The sequence below is a fragment of the Sphingomonas sp. Leaf38 genome (assembly GCF_001421825.1).
Lineage (GTDB): Bacteria > Pseudomonadota > Alphaproteobacteria > Sphingomonadales > Sphingomonadaceae > Sphingomonas.
This window is the reverse complement of sequence record NZ_LMLD01000011.1, coordinates 1075007-1093347: the sequence shown is the minus strand read 5'-3', so window position 1 is coordinate 1093347 and position 18341 is coordinate 1075007. Positions and strand designations below refer to the sequence as shown.

The following is an 18341-nucleotide window of genomic DNA, read 5'->3' as shown; positions in this document are numbered from 1 at the left end:
TGGGCCCCGGCCTTCGCCGGGGTGGTTACGCGCACCGGACCGCCTGCTAATGGCTGCCCCCGCCCCTTCCACCACTGGCCCCGCCCCGCTCGTCGGCGGATCGCTCGCCCTCACCGCGTTCGCGCTGGCGCTCGGCACCTTCATGCAGGTGCTCGACACCACGATCGCCAACGTCTCCCTGCCGACGATCGCGGGCAATCTCGGCGTCTCCAGCGACAATTCGACCTGGATCGTGACCGCGTTTGCGGTGGCCAACGGCGTCGCGGTGCCGCTCACCGGGTGGCTGATGGGCCGGTTCGGCGTGGTCCGGACGTTCTGCGTCTCGGTCTTCCTCTTCACGATCGCGTCGTTCCTGTGCGGGATCGCGTGGAACCTGCCGTCGCTGATCGGCTTCCGGGTGCTACAAGGCGCTGTTTCGGGACCGATGATCCCCGGCAGCCAAGCGCTGCTGATCGCGATTTTTCCCGCGCATAAACGTGGTACCGCGCTCGCAATCTGGTCGATGACGACCCTAGTAGCGCCGATCATGGGGCCGATCCTCGGCGGCTACATCTCCGACAATTATCACTGGAGCTGGATCTTCCTGATCAACGTACCCTTCGGGATCTTCACCGCATTCATCTGCTGGAACAAGCTCGGCACGCGCGACACGCCGACGCGGAAGCTGCCGATCGACCAGGTCGGGCTGATCCTGCTGGTGGTGTGGGTCGGCGCGCTCCAGATCGTGCTCGATCTCGGCAAGAACGACGACTGGTTCGCCGCCGACCGGATCGTCATCGCGACGATCGTCGCCGCGATCGGCTTTGTCGGCTGGCTGATCTGGGAGCTGACCGATGCCAACCCGGCGGTAAACCTGTCGCTGTTCAAGAACCGCAACTTCGCGATCGGCACCACCGCCTTTTGCCTCGGCTATGCGGTGTTCTTCGCCAACACGCTGCTGTTACCACTCTGGCTGCAGACGCAGATGGGCTATACCGCGACCTGGGCCGGGCTGGTCGCGGCGCCCAGCGGCGCTGTCGCGGTGCTCCTGACGCCGTTCGTCGCCAAGCTGGCGGGCAGGTTCGACGCACGGATCCTCGCCAGCGTGGCGTTCGCGGCGTTCGGCTACTCCTACTACCTGCGCTCGGGCTACACGACCTATGCAAGCTTCTACGATCTGATGCTACCGATGCTGGTGCAGGGGATCGCGATGAGTACGTTCTTCCTGTCGATGCTGACGATCTCGTTCGATCGCATCCCGGCCGAGCGGCTCCCATCGGCGACCGGCATCTCGAATTTCGTCCGGATCACCGCGGGCAGCTTCGCCGCGTCGCTGATCACCACCGCCTGGGACAGGCGCGAGACGCTGCACCAGAGCCGGCTGTCGGAGGCCGTCGGCGCGGGCTCACCGTATCAGATGGCGCGCGAGGGGCTGGCGCGGATGGGGCTGACCGACGTGCAGTCCGCCGCGGTCGTCACGCGCCAGCTGGTCGGGCAAGCCTATCTGCTCGCCTCGACCGATCTGTTTCGGCTTTCGGCCTGGCTGTGCATCGCGCTGATCGTGCTGGTGTGGTTCACCCGGCGCCCCGATCCACCCAAGGGCCCGATCGCCGCCGACTGAGGTTCCTGCGTCGGCAAGAGCCCGCCCGCTCTCGCTGAAGGGGAGATTTAGCGCAGCGTCAGCAGCAGCCGGACGCCGTTGCCCGCGCGTAATGTCAGACGGCTGATCGGTTCGGGATCGTCGCCGGGGATGGTCGCGAGATCGAACGTCCGGACGATCCCCGCCAGCGTCAGCAACGCCTCCTGTTGTGCAAACCCCGCGCCGATGCAGACGCGCGGCCCCTTGCCGAACGGCAGATACGCATGGCGACACGCGTCAGCCTGATCGGGATCGTCGAAGCGATCGGGATCGAACCCGTGCGGTTCGGGAAAATTGTCGCGGTTGCGCTGCACCAGCCACGGCGACACCACCAGCATCGCACCGGGATCAAGATGCTTGTCGCGCATGTCGACCGGGCAGGTGACGCTACGCACGAGGAAGCTCAGCGGGGGGTAGAGCCGCAGTGTCTCGCGAAAGACGTTGCGCGTCACGCCGAGGGCTTTCAGCGATTCGTAGGTGAGCGGCACCGCTCCTGTCTCGGCGCGGATCGCAGCCTGCAAGGCGGGGTCGCGCGCTAGCAGGTACAGCGCCCAGGTAATCGCGCTCGCCGCGGTCTCGTGCCCGGCCAGGAAGATCGTCGAGATCTGCTCCATCACCTCCTGCTCGGTAAACGCCGCGCCCGTGTGCGGGTGGCGCGCATCGATCAGCGACTGGAGAATGTCCTCCCCCCGCTCATGGCGTACGTGCGTAGCCGCGTACCGCTCCGCGACGATCCCCGCGAATACTGCGTGGATCCGTGCGGCGGCGCGGCGCGCGCGACCCAGATAGCCGAACCCCGGGAGGCGATAGAGCCGCAGCATCGAACTGCGCTGCGCCTGTTTCTGATAATCATGGAACGCCTCGAAGATCTCGCGGGCGCCGCGGGCATCGAGCGGTCGCGAGAACATCGTGCGGAAGATCACGTCGGCGGCGATGTGCGTCGCCAGCGGATCGATCGCGACGGGCTTTGCGAGGTCGAGTCCGCGCATCGTCGCCAGCAGGTCGTCGACGGCGGCGGCCATCATCGGGAAGACGCGCTTCAGCGCGGTATGGCTGAACGCGGGGTTCACCATCGCGCGCTGATCGCGCCAGTCCTGCCCGTTCGACGAGAACACCGAATTGCCGATCAGCGGATCGAGCAGATCCTGGAGGAAGGCGTGCTTTGGAAATATCTCCGCGTCGGTCTCGAGGATACGGCGCACCAGCGGAAGTTCGTTGGCGATGTAGAACGACAGAGCGGGCGTGTGGATCTCGCCCATCTTCATCGTGTAGCTCTTGTCGAACAGGACATGGATCCACGAGTTCCAGCCGCGCAGGAACCGCTTGAACAGCGACGACCGGGTGGCGTGCGGCTGCGGATAAGGCGGCGTAAAGCGAACCGTCATGCGATCGTCCGGAACGCCGCGACCGATGCCTCTATGCCGCGTGCCGATGCCGTGAGACTCGGCAGGTCGAGCGGGCTGACGCGGTCGCCGACGCGCAGATAATCGAAATGGATCTCGTATTTGTTACGCCAGCCCTTGTGATAGGTTTCGGGTTCGTAGAACCGGTGGAAGCGCGGGCTGAGCAGTTCGATCCGCGGGCGCGGCGACGGGTCGACCAGCAGCAGCGGGTTCGCGCCAAAGAACGCCGCACCATCAGGCGGCGAGCCGATGTCGATCCAGCGAAATTCCTGCGCTGACAGATACCGAAGCCGCGCATGAAAGCGTACCGCATCGCGGCGACAGGCCACCAGCGGGATGCAGTGACCATAGGTGACCAGCACGAAATTCGCCGGCAGCGTGCCCTCATACCGTTCGAGCAGTCGCGCCATCAGCAGCATCGCGAGGATCGAGCCGTTGCTGTGACTGACCAGCAGCACCTCGTCATGATCGCCGTGCAGGTCCTTCGCAATCTCATCCACGAACGCGTCGAGACGCGCCTGGAGCGCCAGCGATCCCTCGCCGTCGCCGAACTCGCCGTTGAACACGAAAAACCGCAGGAGCCACGGTGCGCGGATGGCGTTGAGCAGTGGAATCGCGCCGCCGGCGCCGACGATCAGGCCAATGACGAGCGCAAGCCACCACGGCAGCCAGAGCAGCGCGACGAGGAACACCGGCAGTGCGATCAGCAGCGGCAACAGCACGCTGAGGATAGGCGGATAGAGCATCGTCACCAGCGGACCGGTGGCGATCTTCCTGACAGTCGCGAAATCGAACAGGCGAAAATGATCGGCGTAGACGCGAGCGGCGCGCAGGCCGAGCTGGACCGGGTTGCGGATCCACGCCTGCTGGACAATGTCCTCCCAGCGCAGGAAACTATAGTCGGTGGTGACGTCGGCGGTGTCGTTGCGTACCGTCCAGTCGCTGCGGATCGGTGAGGCCTTGCGGCGGCGCAAGACGGTGACGCTTTGGCCAGTCTTGTCGGCGTAGCGGACAAGCTGTTCCTTGGCGAGATTGTAATAAAAACGCACGCCACGCGGATCGAACCCGCCCAAGTAGAAGACTTTACGCTTGAATGTCGTCACGATCGCCGCCTACTTCCCCGATGCCGACCGACGAGACGCAGCCCGTACGCGACTATTGTTACTTTCTGGACCACCGGAAATATAATCGCAATCGCGGCTGTCAATTGCACGACAATGCGTATGGCATTGCCGGCGGTGGCGGCGAGCGCGCGCGCTGGCGGGCGGACATTGCGCTATATCGTCGGATGCGCGGCGAAGGCGATCCGATGGCGCTGCCAACGCTGGTCGCGTGCCTCCTGTATGGCTGGTTTTTCTTCAACTATCATCCGGGACGATGGCTATGGCGGGGGCAGCTGCTCAGGCGGTTCGTGAAGGCAAAATTATGACGCATGCGCCTGGGCGGCACGTGAAGGTCGCCATCAGGTCGGGCACCGATGTGACGTTCGGCGCGGACATGCCGTTCGTCTTCGTCGGCGGACCTTGCCAGATCGAGAGCCGCGACCACACGCTGCGGATCGCCGACTTTCTCGTCGGGGCGGCGCGAACCGCGGGCGTCCCGTTCGTCTTCAAGGCGTCGTACGACAAGGCGAACCGGACATCGGGCACCGGCCAGCGCGGGATCGGCATCGACGACGGCCTGCGCATTCTCGCCGACGTCCGCGATCGTTTCGGCTGCCCGGTGCTGACCGACGTCCACGCGGTCGACCAGGTCGCCGCGGTCGCGGACGCCGTCGATATCCTCCAGATCCCCGCCTTCTTGAGCCGCCAGACCGACCTGCTGATTGCCGCGGGTGCGTCGGGGCGCGTGGTCAACGTCAAGAAGGGGCAGTTCCTCGCACCATGGGACATGGCGGCGGTGGCGGCGAAGATCGCCTCGACCGGCAACAACCGCATCATCCTGTGCGATCGCGGCGCGAGCTTCGGCTACAACACATTGGTGTCGGACATGCGCGCGCTGCCGATCATGGCGCGGACCGGCTACCCGGTGATGTTCGACGCGACGCATTCGGTACAGGCACCCGGCGGCCACGGCGATTCGTCGGGCGGCGACCGTGACTTCGCGCCGGTGCTGGCGCGCGCCGCGGTCGCCGCCGGCGTCGCCGCGATCTTCGCCGAAGCGCATGACGATCCCGCCAACGCCCCGTCAGACGGCGCGATCATGCTGCCGCTCGACTGGATCGGCCCGCTACTGTCGACACTGGTGGCGATCGACGCGGTGGTAAAGGCGTAACGGCCGCAGCGGAGCCTCACGCCCTTCCACGATCGGCGGCCGCGATTGGCGGCCACATCGGGGGCCGCGATCGGCGGCCAGCATGGCTGAGGTCACCCACCGTGCGAACGCACCGATCTGAAGAGCAGCCACCCGCCGAAGCCGGCAAGGATACCGAGCGTACCACCCAGGACATAGGCGTCGATGGCGCGATTCGGCGCAAACAGCCCGCCAGTCATGTACCCGAAAATACCCGCACCGCTTGTCGCGGCGCTGTAGATCGCGGCGACCTTGCCGTGCGCACCGGCCGGTGACTCCCGTTGCAGCACCGTCCGGACCGCGACGTTGTGGGCGCTGTTGGCGGCACCGCCGATCACGAACGCGAGCCCCACGAAGACCAGACCGCCCGTCATCATGATGCCGGCGATCCCGATCGCGAGCATGGTGCCGCCCATGACCATCGCAGCGGCAAATGCGAGCGGCGCCGGATGTCGCATCGGCATCGTGCCCGATGCCGCGGCTCCCGCCATCATCCCGCCCGCCCAGCACGCGGTCAGCACTCCAAACGCGGCGGGCCCCGCCGCCAGCGAAACCGTCACCAGAAAGACGAATGCCACATCGGCGATGGCGGTCGCATAAACCGCCAGCGTCAGCGCACCGATCAAGATCGTGATCCGGCGGTCCCTCAACACGGGTCGGTATTCGGACAGGAGTGTCCGCGCCTCGCCGCCGTCCGGCTCGCTCTCTTCCACTTCCGGAGGGCGGCGCAGGCCACTTGCCAGAACGACGGCGGCGAGCAGCGCGAAGCTGGCCGCATCGATCAACAGCGCGTTCCGCGTCCCGCCCCATGCCACCAGCGCGCCCCCCATGACCGGCCCGGCAAGCATGCCCGCGCTCCGCACGAATTCCAGCACCGCGTTAGCCCGCGGCAACGTCATGCCCAACCCGGCAGCCAGGATCGGAATGAGCGCGAAGCTGGCCGTCCCGCCGAGCGCAAACGACACGCTGAGGATAGCAGCACCGGCGAGGGTCGAAAGCAGATCGGGGTGCCACGCCATCCACGCGATGATGACGGCATCGGCAAGCGCGGTCGCGACCAGCAATCTGCCCGCATCGTGCGCGTCGACCAGTCGGCCGATCAACGGCGTCGCGAGAAGGCCGGGCAGCAATTGCGCGACGAGCAGCATCGAGACGGCGAAAGGCGTATGATCTCCCCCGCTTCGGAACATCAGCGTTATCAGCGAAATCTCGTCGCCGATCGAAGAAAGGGACAGCGTGGCCAGGAAGACCCACCCCCATCCCCGCCTGATCCCGACCGCGCGCATGTCATCAACCCCCGTCGGGGAGTTTGCCGGCAATCGCGCGACGAGACAATCGCACCGACGGCTATTGCCGGCAGTGGCCGTGAGACGTCGGACATAGGCTGCGGAGATCGCTCGTTTCTCCCGTCACGATTCGGTGGCTCCCACTTCGCGCATAGGACAGGGGACACGGCGGTCGGATGCGTACGAATCTCCCACGGTGTCCGGCGCACCGGGCGGCAATGGCGATGGAATGACTGCGCGATCGGCAACTCACGCGCGAAGAGCGGGCCGGCGTGACCGTGAGTCCAGGATGGCGGATGTCGCACGGTGGGTTGCACCGGCTGTACGTTCCGATTGTGTGGTGGACGCAGCGGCATCCGGTCGATTTCCCGCTAGGGCCGGACGTCCCAGGCCTTTGCCATTGGCCGCCCCTGCGCATCCGTCACCACCTCGCCGTACGCGCCGGTGCGCAGTTTCGCCGCACCGGGGAATGCGAATCGCGCAGCGCCGTTGCTGGTAACGATCAGCATCGTGCCGGTCGCGCTGGCGAACAGATCGCGCCACGCGGCACGCCGCGCGGCGGCGTCGACCTGCCAATCTTCGGGCGGGATGCCATCGCGGTCCCAGGCGTCGAGGGCGGGCTGGCCGATGCGGGCCAGCACTTCGGCCTCCGGGCGATCCTCGTCGGGACCGTGATCGATCTCGCGGAGCCATTCGACGATCGTGGCGGGGCCGTCATGACCTGCCGCGCTCAGCAGCAGCCGGGCGGTCTCGCGCGTCCGCAGCAAGGGGCCGCAGCGTGCGCTATCGAAGACAAGCCCGCAGTCCGCGAAATAGCGACCGAGCGCGCGTGCCTGGTCGCGACCCGCGTCGACCAACGCAAGGTCGGTGCGGCCACCGATCCGCCGCGGCGCTTCACCGGGTGCGAACGTATTGCCGTGGCGCACGATGAAGACCCGGGCGATCGCGCGCGACGTTGCGGATAGCGTCACGCGTCGTGCAGCGGATCGCCGTGCGTTGCGATCAACGCCTCCGCGCGGGTGATGTCCGCCTCCGTGTCGATACCCGATATGTCGAAGCGGGCGGGCGCGATCTCGATCGCATCGATGGTCAGCCCGAGTTCGAGCATGCGGAGTTGTTCGAGCCCTTCATGACGTTCGAGATCGCTCTGCGCCGCTGCCTCGAACGCCTGCAGTGCCGCGAGACGGTACACATACAGCCCGACATGCCGCCAGACCGGCGATAGCGAAAACGACGCGCGCAAGACGGCCTCGTCGCGCATCGCCGGGAGAATTGTTTTCGAGAACCACATCGCGCGGCCCGTCATGGTGCGGACGCAGGTGGTGCCGCTGAACGGCGCATGCCGCTTGTGCGCCCGCAGTGCGTCGAGCGCGGGCCAGTCGAGCCGGACCACCGGCGTCGCGATATCGGCGTCCCCGTCGCCCAGCGCCGCGACCACCGCGGCAATCGAGGCCGGCGACTGGAAGGGTGCGTCGCCCTGGAGATTGACGACGATCCGCGGCCGGCCGCCGGGCGTTTGCGCGGCCATCGCCGCTGCCAGCGTCCGCGCCGATCCCGACGTGATCGCGCCGTCGGTCATCACGACCGCGCAGCCGATCGATCGCGCGTGCGCGGCGATCTCCGGCGTATCGGTGGCGACTACCAGCGTGGCGTCATCGAGATGCGTGATCGCCCGACGGCCGAGCCCGATCGTCCGATGCAGCAGGCTATGCCCGGCGATCGTCCGCAACGGCTTCATCGGCAGGCGCGACGACCCACCGCGCGCCGGGATAACGACGAGCGCGGTCAGGCGATGCCTGCGCGCAACGTGTCGTGCATATGGATGACGCCGAGCAGATGCCCCGCCTCGACGACGAACATCATCGTCACGCTATTCGATTGCATCCGCCGCAGCGCTTCCGAGGCCAGTTCGCCGGGCGCGATCTTGAGCGGATCGCGAGTCATCCAGGCATCGACGCACGCCGCCATGCTCCCGCCGCCGGTGATCGTACGGCGCAGGTCGCCATCGGTAAACGCGCCGACCAGCCCATCCTCGTCATCGACGACCGCGGTGCCGCCGAACCGCGCCCGCGTCATCTCGGTGGTCGCATCGAGCAGGCTGGCATTCCTGTGGACCTTCGGCACGTCCGCGCCGGTCGACATCAGATCCTGGACTTTCAGCAACTGCGCACCCAGCCGGCCATTGGGATGGAACTTGTAGAAATCATCCGCCGAAAAACCACGCAGATCGACGAGCGCCATCGCCAGCGCATCGCCGAGCACCAGCTGCAGCGTCGTCGACGTGGTGGGCGTGAGCTCGATCGGACACGCCTCGCGCACCGCGGGGAGATTGAGCAGCACATCCGCGGCGCGTGCCGCCGTGCTGCGCGCGCGCGACGTGATCGTGGCCATCACGATCCCGAAGCGCTTGCAATAGGCGATGATCGGCGCAAGCTCGGCGCTCTCGCCCGAGCGCGTGATCATCAGCACAAGGTCCTTGTCGGTGATCATCCCGAGATCGCCATGCCCGGCCTCGGCGGGATGCAGGAACATCGCCGGCGTACCGGTCGAGGTCAGCGTCGCGGTAATCTTGCGGGCAATGATCCCGCTCTTGCCCATGCCCGTCACGATCACGCGGCCCCGCAACGTATAGATCCGCTGCACGAGGCGCTCGAATTCATCGGCAAACGGCTTGTCGGCAAACCGGTCGAACAGTGCCTCAAGGCCTTCGGACGTTATCGCCAGCGTCCGAAGCGCAGATGCTGCGGTACGCGACACAGGATGTGCGTGCGCCGCCCCGACCATATGTGTTGCCATGTCCGCGAACCTCCCAAGCGATTCAGCGCTCTCTCCACAAATAGTCCGATCCGCCGGTTCGGCAGTATCGGATCAGCGGGCCCTTCCAGAGATGCCTGCGCAATCATTGTAAGAAACGTAAGTATTTCTAATATAAGTTTAACCAGATCGGGTCTGCGCTGGCAATATCGGAAGCTTACAACGCGGACCGGCAAAACCGGCGTTCGCCATGTGCCGCAGCGCCCACTGAGACCGATCCGGCGTAAATTCTGTCGCGGGCAGACAATCGAAACGTTCTCGAAACATCTTGGCCCTAACGATACGGTTACCAACTAAACGCCTGTGGGGGGCCAGACACATGATTATCACGAAACCCGTTTTGCGGATCGCAGCCGCATGCCTAGCCGTCATCGCAGCGCCGGCGTTCGCCGCGGAACAGTCGACATGCGGCGCCGCCGCGAGCAGGCCACGCCTGGTCTGCGATGAAGGCGCGTGCATCCGCGTACCGTACAAGGATCTGTGCGATGCCGTCCATGCATCCTATCCCGCCAAACGCCGGGCGATGCGGCCAAGTCGGAGCGAAATCAGCCCGGTGCGCGACGAATTGACACTATTGATCGCCCGCGTAAGCTGAGCCGGCTCAGAGCGCCGAGATCGCCGACAGAACCGCTCCTCCCCCACCGGGGGGGAGGATGGACGGATCGCAGCGGCCTATCGGGTTTGCGCGCTCGAGTAAGCCTCGAGAACATAGGCAGCGCCCGGCACGGTGATGCCCGTGCCCGTGGGGGCAAGTGTGCCGTCCTCGAGGATCGCGAGTTCCGTCACGCGGTGATCGCGTTCGTGCGCGACGACGACCCGTCGTTCATTCTCAACCAACCGGAAAAACCGCGGCGATGCGCCGCCGCTGGGGGCGTGCTGGAGCAGGACCGGGTCGCCGCCCGCCGCCAATGCAAAGACCGCAATGCTGTTGTCGCCACGGTTGGAGACATAGAGCCGGTCGCCCGCCGCATTGACCGCGATATGCGCGACGATCGAATCGCCGGTCGCAGCCGCGGGTAACGTCGACACGGTCTTGCGCGGCCGAACCACCGCGCCGTCGACATCGAGCGCAATCAGCGTGTTGCTCAGTTCGCAGGCCAGATAGGCCGATCCCGGCTGCCGCGGATGGACGAGCAGGTGCCGCGGCCCCGAACCGGGCGGCGCGACCAACGCGGTGCTCGGCGCGCCGAGCGTGCCGCGGTCAGCATCGAATGCGAACGCGCGAACCAGATCGGCGCCGAGATCGGTCGCGTAGAGCCAGCGATTATCGAGCGAGAACCCCACCCAATGCGCATGCGGCGATTGCTGGCGTTCAGGGTTCGGCCCCGATCCACGGGCGGTATAAATAATCGGTGCTCCGATCGGCAGGCCGCTGGTCGGATCGAGTCTGTACAACGCCACGCTCCCGTCCGCGTAATTGGCGACTGCGATGCATGACTGGCGGCGATCGAGCGCGATGTGGCACGGCGCGGCCCCGCCTGCCGAGACGCGCGCCAGACAATCCCACTGCGTACCCATCGACCGAAAGACGCCGATCGTATCGGCATGTTCGTCGACGATATAATGAAGGTCGAACCGCGGCGAATACGTGTCGAACGATGCGTTGCACGCGGCAGGGTCGGGCGCGCCTGCATGCCACCGGTCGTCACCGCGCCGGAGCGGATAAAGCCCCTCGCCACCGCCGCCGGCATAGGTGCCGATCCACAACGATGCGGCAGGTGGTGGCGTACGCGACGCGGGATCGTCGGTTGTCATGGTCGGCGCCTTACGCGGTTCGCGGATAGGGCGCCGCATCCGCCCCACGTGATCGAGATCGGTCGGGACGATACGGCGTCACGCGCGCATCGTAGGGCGAGATCGCCGGACACGCCATGGTCCGACGATCTTTGTCCCACCGCTCAGAAGCGGATCTTGACCGATCCCTTGTACGACTGGTTCGAGACGTCCTTGCGCTCGACCGTGGTGTCGGCACCGATCGAGAGGTCGACACGGTCGCCGACTAGCGTCAGCCCGGCGCTGACCTCGCCCCAGTTCTTGTCCTGCCGGGCGAGCGCGAACAGCGCGTTCGGGCCGATCCCGCCGACAAAGTTCGCGCCGAAATAGCCCGGCGTCGACTGGAAGTCGTGGACGTAGTTCGCCGCCGCATAGGGTCGGACCGATCCGCCGCCGCTGAGCGTCAGCCCGGCGCGCCCCTGGACGCTGTCGAAGCTGTCGCGGTCGAAGAACAGCGCCGGAGCCTCACCGCGTTCAAGCGATTTTTCGAAGCCGATATGGCTCGCGCGGAGCGAGACACGCGGCCCGACCTTGAGCGACGACAGGTCGAAGGCCTTGCCGAGACCGACCTCGCTGATCACAGTCAGCGCACTGTCGCTGCTGCGCAGACGAGCGTTGGTACCGACCACACCGACGGTACGATCGGTTCGCGTGACGAACGCACCCGCGCTGAACTGCGAATCGAGGACGATCCCCGACGCGGTCTCCAGCTTGCCGTACAGCGTCCCCTGGTACAATTCGCCCTCGGCGCGCTGGGCCACCCCGCCGGTGGTGCCATCGGTGTTGGTATAGGCAAACGAGAAGCCGATCACCGCGGCTTCACCAGCCTGCTTCTCAAGCCCGCCGGCGATGAAATACCCATCGAACCTGTCATGCCCGCCAAACGGATTGGCGCCCGGCATCGAGCGGCTCTTGCCGTCGATATAGCCGCCGGCGAGGAAGCCGCTCATGTCGTCGGGAAGACGGCCCTGCTGCACCATGGTGCCGCTCGAATCGCTCATCATGTCCTGCCCGCCGGGACGGTCGGTCGCCATCAGTGAGGCAAGCTGGACGGGCTTGCCGATCAGCGCAAGCGTGCCGCCGAGCCCGCCGCGCGTGTCCATCTGCGCGAGGTGATCACGGTAGAAACGCGACATCGTGTCGATCGAGGCGATGCCCAGGCTGGTCTTGAGCGTTTCCGCCCGCGGGGCGAGCCCCTCCAGCGTCGAGCGGATCGTCGCCGCATTCTGCAGATCGAGCGTGCCATACAGCCCACTCAGGCTCGTATAATTGGACCGGTTCTGATCGAGGAGCTGGGCATAGGCACCCTGCACCGGAGTCGCCGCGACGACGCTGCGATACTGCCCCGCGAGAATCCGCACCTGCACCGCATTGGTGCTGTAGACGTAGCTCGGTGTCAGGATCGCGCTGAGCGGGGTGGCGGCATTGAACGCACCGCTGATCCCGCCCTGCGCGGTCACGATCGTGTAAAGATCGTTATACCGGATCGTCTGCCCGGTGACGGGAGCGAAACCGACACTGCCGCCAAGATTGACGATCCCGTTGGTCGCCGCACCGCTCGCGTTGAACGTCGTGGCCGCGAACGCGAGCCTGTCCGACGTACCATTGGGTCCGAGATCGACGAGCAGGTTGGTACCTGACGCGAGGATGCCGTTGCCGGCGATCGTGAGCGTGCCGGTCGTCCCCATCGTGCCGGGCGCGATCATTCCCGAAACGCTCGTAAAGAACGGCGTGGTGATCCGGCCCGAGCCGGTCAGCAGCCCCGTCATCATGAAGTAATCGCCCGGCGTCGTGATCATGCCGTCGTTCTGGACGGTGCCGGTCATCTGGTTGATCGTCATCAGGCTGGTCAGCGACCCCGCCGCCGTGACCGCGAGCTTGGCCGTGCCACCCGCGACGGTGAACTTGTCGACCGTCACCGCCGAACCCAGCGTGGTGGTGCCTGCCGCGGTGAGGCTGACGTCGTAATAGCGGGCGCTGCGCTGGATCGTGCGATCCGGGTCGATGTTGTTCGGGATGAAGTTCGTCGCGCCCGGCAGGCCGTTGGCAAGCGTCGGCGACAGCACCGCCAGCGCCACCGCGTCGGTACCCGCTTGCGCCACACTCTCCGCGCCGGCCAGCAGCGACGCGTCGGCTTTGCCGCCCTGCGCCGCGGTTTCCAGCATCATGCCACGGCCAGCGACACCGCCTGTCGCAATCTTGGTAACCACGGCTGGCGTCGCGCCGGTCGTCGTCACCGGGACGCCGTCGATTGTCTCGACACCCGTCTTCACATCGACGCAATCGGTCTGGAAACAGACCTGGCCGAATTTGTTACCATCACCCGCGATTCCCGCGCCGGTGGTGGTCGGCACGCCATTCACCAGTTTTCCGTCGACGATGATCTGATAGTTCGGGTCGAGCGCGGTCACCCAATGCGACGCATCGGTCCAGGCTCCGTCGCCCGCCTTGGTCTGCGCGTATCGATACGGGTTGTTCGCCGCGATATAATCGGAGAACAGATACAGCGGCTGGTAGAAGCTCTCGGTGCCATAGGCGCCGAACGGGGTCGCGCCGAAGAAGCGGCTGCCGCCCGACAGGACGCCGATGACGACCTGCTTGGCGAATGTCCGGTCGAGAATCAGCGGACCGCCCGAATCACCGCCGGCAGTCGTGCCTTCCTTTGGCAGCGCATCGTCCTTGAACAGGTTAAAGTCGTACGGGCTGGCCGCCGCGGTGCCGCGCCGGGGATCGTCGAAGTCGAGCTGGTAGAGATTCTGCGGCAGGCCGCTGGCCGATCCAAACAGGAACGCGTCACGGTCGTCGAACGAGCCAAGGATCCCGATCGTGTTCTCGGCGATGCGACGGCGGAAATCGATACCGTTGGTGTCGCCGACCAGCGTCCCGCCCTGCCCGCTGCGGCCATAGCCGGTGATCGTCACATGATAGCCGGTTCCGGTCGTCGCGCCGATCGCGGCGGGCGCCGGCAGTGCCGACAGCAGCAACGCCCAGGTCGGCACGTTGGCGGCCGGCGTATCGAGCGTCGCGATCGCGACATCGCCCTGGATGAAGTTCAGCCCAAGCCCAAGCTTCAGCGAGTCGGCGTTATAGACGACCTGGTTGACGTTGTAGAGGAAGTTGGCAGCATTGGTCTTGTACTGCTGCGTATTGACCGCACCGCTCGCGGTGGTCGGCAGGAACCAGTCGATCACCGCGGGGCGGTTGTTCGTCGCGAAGCCGAATGCGATCGGGATACCACCGCCCTTAGACCCGTATTCCCACGGATTCTGTGCCCCCGTGCCGGCGCCATTCGCGTTGACGCAGTGCGCGGCGAAGATGACCGTGCGCGGGTTGATCAGCGTGCCGGTGCAGATCCCCAGACCGCCGCCGCCCGAGTCTATCGTCATCTGCCCGACGCCATTGACGCCGCCCGCGACGTCCTGGGCACTGGTCGGCGTGCCGGGCCCGCTGATGACGATGCTCGGCTGCGTCACCAGATCGGCGGGATTGAGCGTGCTGCCATACGCCGTCACGTCGGCGCTCGTCGGCCGGCCCTGAGCGGAGGCGAATGTCGGTACCGAGGCCGCGATGAGCATCGCGCTGGAGGTGAGCAGACCGGTACGGACGTGACGCGACAAGAAACCCGATGTGGAACGCGCAGAAACAGCCATGCTTACTTCCCCCGATATGGGCCGCCCTTTTGGAACGTGCCTCAAATCGGATGCTATGCACGCCATTTCGGGTGCGCAATCGCCGACCGACCCGTTTTGACTGAATAGTGACAAAACGCGACATTCGCGGCAAATTTGTCACGCTTGATCGATCCGCGACGAACGTGAGCCGACCCTGCCGCGTGTCCACCCCCGGCATTGGCGCGATCATCTTGCACCCGCACCCTTCCCCGATCCCGCCCCCCTTGCTAAGGCCCCCGCGGTAACAGCATTTTTCGCTCGGTCCCCGACGCGCCCGCGTGGCCTATATGGCCGCTTTCCCCTCGGCGCCCGGCGGCCCGACGCCCACGGGAAGGACCCCTATGACTGCCATCGGCCAGGACACCCTAAAGACCCGCACGAGCCTCTCCACCGGCGGCAAGTCGTATGACTATTACAGCCTTGCCAAGGCCTCCGAGCAGCTCGGCGACATCAGCCGCCTGCCCTTCTCGATGAAGGTGCTGCTCGAGAACCTGCTTCGCTTCGAGGACGGCGTGACGGTCACGCGCGACGACATCCAGGCGATCGTCGATTGGCAGAAGGAGCGTCGCAGCGACCGCGAGATCCAATACCGTCCTGCCCGCGTACTGATGCAGGATTTCACCGGCGTGCCCTGCGTCGTCGATCTCGCCGCGATGCGCGATGCGATGACCAAGCTCGGCGGCAACCCGGAGAAGATCAACCCGCAGGTCCCCGTCCACCTCGTCATCGATCACTCGGTGATGGTCGACGAGTTCGGCACGCCCAAGGCGTTCGAGGATAACGTCGACCTCGAGTACGAGCGCAACATCGAGCGCTACGAGTTCCTGAAGTGGGGCAGCAAGGCGCTCGACAATTTCCAGGTCGTCCCCCCCGGCACCGGCATCTGCCACCAGGTGAACCTCGAATATATCGGTCAGGCCGTCTGGTCGTCGGCCTCGTCGGGTGATCACGGCGACGGCACGATGATCGCCTATCCCGACACGCTGGTCGGCACCGACAGCCACACGACGATGATCAACGGTCTCGGCGTGCTCGGCTGGGGCGTCGGCGGGATCGAGGCCGAGGCCGCGATGCTCGGTCAGCCCGTGTCGATGCTGATCCCCGAAGTCGTCGGCTTCAAGCTGCTCGGCAAGCTCAACGAAGGCATCACCGCCACCGATCTCGTGCTCACCGTCACGCAGATGCTGCGCGCCAAGGGCGTGGTCGGCCGCTTCGTCGAGTTCTTCGGCCCAGGCCTGTCGTCGATGACGCTCGCTGACCGTGCGACGATCGCCAACATGGCGCCGGAATATGGCGCGACCTGCGGCTTCTTCCCGATCGACGACAAGACGCTCGATTACATGCGCCTCACGGCACGTTCCGATGAGAATGTCGAGCTGGTCGAGGCGTACGCCAAGGCCAACGGCTTCTGGCGCGACGAGAATGCCGAGGACCCCGTCTTCACCGACACGCTCGAGCTCGACATGGGGTCGGTCGTCGCCTCGCTCGCCGGCCCGAAGCGCCCGCAGGACCGCGTCAGCCTCAACAAGGTCGACGAGGTGTTCAACAGCGACCTCCACAAGCTGTACCACAAGGAACAGCCCGCCCGCGTCGCGGTCGAGGGTCGTGAGCATGACATCGGCGACGGCGACGTCGTGATCGCCGCGATCACCAGCTGCACCAACACGTCGAACCCGTCGGTGCTGGTCGCCGCCGGTCTCGTCGCCCGCAAGGCCAACGCGCTCGGCCTGAAGTCGAAGCCGTGGGTGAAGACGTCGCTCGCCCCTGGTTCGCAGGTCGTCACCGACTATCTCGACAAGGCCGGCCTCACCGCCGACCTGAACGCGCTCGGCTTCAACCTCGTCGGCTATGGCTGCACGACCTGCATCGGCAATTCGGGCCCGCTGGCGCCGGCGATCTCGTCGGCGATCAACGAGAACGACCTCGTCGCGGCGTCGGTCCTCTCGGGCAACCGCAACTTCGAGGGCCGCGTCTCGCCCGACGTGCGCGCCAACTTCCTCGCCTCGCCGCCGCTCGTCGTCGCCTATGCGATCAAGGGCACCGTCACGACCGACATGATCGAGACGCCGCTGGGTCAGGGGGCGGACGGCCAGGACGTGTATCTGCGCGACATCTGGCCGACCAACGAGGAAGTCCGCAGCACGATGGACGCCAATATCGACGCGTCGATGTTCGGCGCGCGCTACGGCGACGTCTATGCGGGCGATTCGAAGTGGCGCGGGATCGACGTCACCGGCTCGGACACGTACCAGTGGCGTGCGGGCTCGACCTATGTCGCCAACCCGCCCTATTTCGACGGCCTGTCGATGACCCCCGCCCCCGTGCAGGACATCATCGACGCCAAGCCGCTCGCGATCCTCGGCGATTCGATCACCACCGATCACATCTCGCCCGCAGGCTCGATCAAGGCGGACAGCCCCGCCGGCCGCTTCCTCCAGGAGCATCAGGTCAGCAAGGCCGACTTCAACAGCTATGGCGCACGCCGCGGCAACCATGACGTGATGATGCGCGGCACCTTCGCCAACATCCGCATCAAGAACGAGATGGTCCCCGGCGTCGAAGGCGGCATGTCGAAATATGACGGCGAGGTCATGGCGATCTACGACGCCGCGATGCGCTTCAAGCAGGACGGCACGCCGCTCGTGATCGTCGCGGGCAAGGAATATGGCACCGGCTCGTCGCGCGACTGGGCGGCCAAGGGCACCAACCTGCTCGGCGTCCGTGCGGTCATCACCGAGAGCTTCGAGCGTATCCACCGTTCGAACCTGGTCGGCATGGGCGTGCTGCCGTTGCAGTTCGCCGAAGGCACCGATCGCAAGACGCTCGGCCTCGACGGGTCGGAGACGTTCACGATCCTCGACGTGGCGAGCATCCGCCCTCGCCAGGACGTGACGGTCAAGATGACCCGCGCCGACGGCACGAGCGAGACGTTCGAGACCAAGTGCCGGATCGATACCGTCAACGAGCTGGAATATTTCCTCAACGGCGGCATCCTCCAGTACGTCCTGCGCAAGCTGGCCGCGTAAGCGACTGGCGTCGTCCCGGAGCGATCCGGGACGACGACGCTGTTTTAAGCTACCCGAGTTACCGTCATCCCAGCGAAAGCTGGGATATCCCTGTGAGGCTCATGTCGCCCACCACGAGGGATATCCCAGCGTTCGCTGGGATGACGTGTATTGGATCCTCCCCCGCCAAGGGGAGGTGGCGCCGGAGGCGTCGGAGGGGGCGGACACGGAACCGCGGTTTCCCTTACCTCCCCCTCCGTCAGGCAAGTGCCTGCCACCTCCCCCTGGCGGGGGAGGATCGGTTAGACAGTGATATTTGAGACCGGTCCCCGCGCGACGCGTGCCGCGCTATCCCTGGCCCAAAAGGCGGGGCGACCGTGATGGTCGCCCCGTAGTTCAGGGAGAGGACCGGGACGGGGGAGACCCGGTCAGGTCGCCGACCACAGGGGGAGAGGGGCGGCGACGCACTCTCTTTCGCG

The 18341-nt window shown here is 66.0% G+C and carries 12 protein-coding genes; 4 read left to right on the top strand and 8 right to left on the bottom strand.

Annotated features, from left to right (window positions below):
- The first annotated feature begins 49 nt into the window (after nt 1-49).
- A complete protein-coding gene (locus ASE88_RS12335; protein WP_056478314.1) occupies nt 50-1600 on the top strand; it encodes a DHA2 family efflux MFS transporter permease subunit in 1551 nt (516 codons plus the stop codon).
- A 47-nt stretch (nt 1601-1647) separates the two neighbouring features.
- Here ASE88_RS12335 and ASE88_RS12330 read toward each other — a convergent pair whose 3' ends face one another.
- Nucleotides 1648-3003 (bottom strand): cytochrome P450, encoded by a 1356-nt coding sequence (locus ASE88_RS12330; RefSeq protein WP_056478313.1) that lies wholly within the window; start codon nt 3001-3003, stop codon nt 1648-1650.
- The gene (locus ASE88_RS12325) at nt 3000-4124 is read right to left on the bottom strand and encodes a histidine phosphatase family protein (protein ID WP_056478312.1); all 1125 of its coding nucleotides are present in this window, start codon (nt 4122-4124) and stop codon (nt 3000-3002) included. The genes ASE88_RS12330 and ASE88_RS12325 overlap by 4 nt, the downstream gene beginning before the upstream one ends.
- A 20-nt stretch (nt 4125-4144) precedes the next feature.
- Here ASE88_RS12325 and ASE88_RS12320 point away from each other — a divergent pair, with 20 nt between their 5' ends.
- Together ASE88_RS12320 and kdsA are read left to right on the top strand one after the other, a co-directional pair.
- Nucleotides 4145-4450, top strand: a complete 306-nt coding sequence (locus tag ASE88_RS12320; RefSeq protein WP_056478311.1) for a hypothetical protein — start codon at nt 4145-4147, stop codon at nt 4448-4450.
- The gene (gene kdsA / locus ASE88_RS12315; RefSeq protein ID WP_056478310.1) at nt 4447-5295 is read left to right on the top strand and encodes a 3-deoxy-8-phosphooctulonate synthase; all 849 of its coding nucleotides are present in this window, start codon (nt 4447-4449) and stop codon (nt 5293-5295) included. Before ASE88_RS12320 ends, kdsA begins: the two co-directional genes overlap by 4 nt.
- Before the next feature lie 92 nt (nt 5296-5387).
- Here kdsA and ASE88_RS12310 read toward each other — a convergent pair whose 3' ends face one another.
- From ASE88_RS12310 to ASE88_RS12285, 6 genes are all read right to left on the bottom strand, one after another.
- Nucleotides 5388-6461, bottom strand: coding sequence for an MFS transporter (locus ASE88_RS12310; RefSeq protein WP_235527927.1), 1074 nt, complete (start codon nt 6459-6461; stop codon nt 5388-5390).
- Nucleotides 6462-6970: 509 nt separating this feature from the next.
- The gene (locus ASE88_RS12305) at nt 6971-7543 is read right to left on the bottom strand and encodes a histidine phosphatase family protein (RefSeq protein ID WP_055875108.1); all 573 of its coding nucleotides are present in this window, start codon (nt 7541-7543) and stop codon (nt 6971-6973) included.
- Nucleotides 7544-7566: 23 nt separating this feature from the next.
- Complete coding sequence (gene kdsB / locus ASE88_RS12300) at nt 7567-8388, bottom strand: 3-deoxy-manno-octulosonate cytidylyltransferase (protein ID WP_082463138.1); 822 nt, start codon at nt 8386-8388, stop codon at nt 7567-7569.
- Entirely contained in the window at nt 8385-9395 is a 1011-nt protein-coding gene (locus ASE88_RS12295; protein ID WP_235525506.1) for a KpsF/GutQ family sugar-phosphate isomerase, read from the bottom strand. The genes kdsB and ASE88_RS12295 overlap by 4 nt, the downstream gene beginning before the upstream one ends.
- Before the next feature lie 690 nt (nt 9396-10085).
- Nucleotides 10086-11168 (bottom strand): lactonase family protein, encoded by a 1083-nt coding sequence (locus ASE88_RS12290; RefSeq protein ID WP_056479472.1) that lies wholly within the window; start codon nt 11166-11168, stop codon nt 10086-10088.
- 143 nt (nt 11169-11311) lie between these two features.
- Nucleotides 11312-14803 (bottom strand): autotransporter outer membrane beta-barrel domain-containing protein, encoded by a 3492-nt coding sequence (locus ASE88_RS12285; RefSeq protein ID WP_235527926.1) that lies wholly within the window; start codon nt 14801-14803, stop codon nt 11312-11314.
- A gap of 395 nt (nt 14804-15198) precedes the next feature.
- On the opposite strand from ASE88_RS12285, the gene acnA reads away from it, so the two are divergent.
- Complete coding sequence (acnA, locus tag ASE88_RS12280) at nt 15199-17883, top strand: aconitate hydratase AcnA (protein ID WP_056478307.1); 2685 nt, start codon at nt 15199-15201, stop codon at nt 17881-17883.
- Nucleotides 17884-18341 lie beyond the last annotated feature (458 nt).